This window comes from Clostridium tarantellae (assembly GCF_009295725.1).
Classification (GTDB): domain Bacteria; phylum Bacillota; class Clostridia; order Clostridiales; family Clostridiaceae; genus Sarcina; species Sarcina tarantellae.
In genome coordinates this window covers 1-442 of the sequence record NZ_WHJC01000662.1, presented here as the reverse complement: position 1 = coordinate 442, position 442 = coordinate 1, and the positions used below count along the sequence as shown (strand labels likewise).

The window sequence follows — 442 nt, the reverse complement described above, 5'->3', positions numbered from 1 at the left end:
AAACTAAAAATAGCATTTTTGCTTTATGCAAAAATGCTATTTGTCTACAAACTGAGGATAAGAATAATAATTCTTATCCTATCCTTTTTTTCTATTAACTAAATTAATATTTATATTTTAATTACTTTAAAAATAATTCGTAAATATTAATTAAAACATATATTATTCCCCAATATTCAAATTTAATAAAAAAAATGGAATGTACCTTTTTCACTTCCACTTGCTTACCTGTATTTGCTTCTACATATAACTTACCTGGTCTAGTATTTAGATATCTTCCTATGGCGAAACATAATACTGCTGATAATACACAAATTACAATATGTATCCAGTTACCAAACAAATAATAATTTTCACCTAATATTTTACTTATAATCATACTAGGTAAAGCACAAACTAAAATAGCTAATATGCCCCATCCCTTCCATACTATCATTAAAGT

General features: G+C 24.7%; 1 protein-coding gene. It reads right to left on the bottom strand.

Features of this window, described 5'->3' with window-relative positions:
• Positions 1 to 121: 121 nt before the first annotated feature.
• Positions 122 to 442, bottom strand: a 321-nt coding sequence (locus GBZ86_RS17670; protein WP_170272333.1) for a hypothetical protein, incomplete at its 5' end; no start/stop codon positions are given.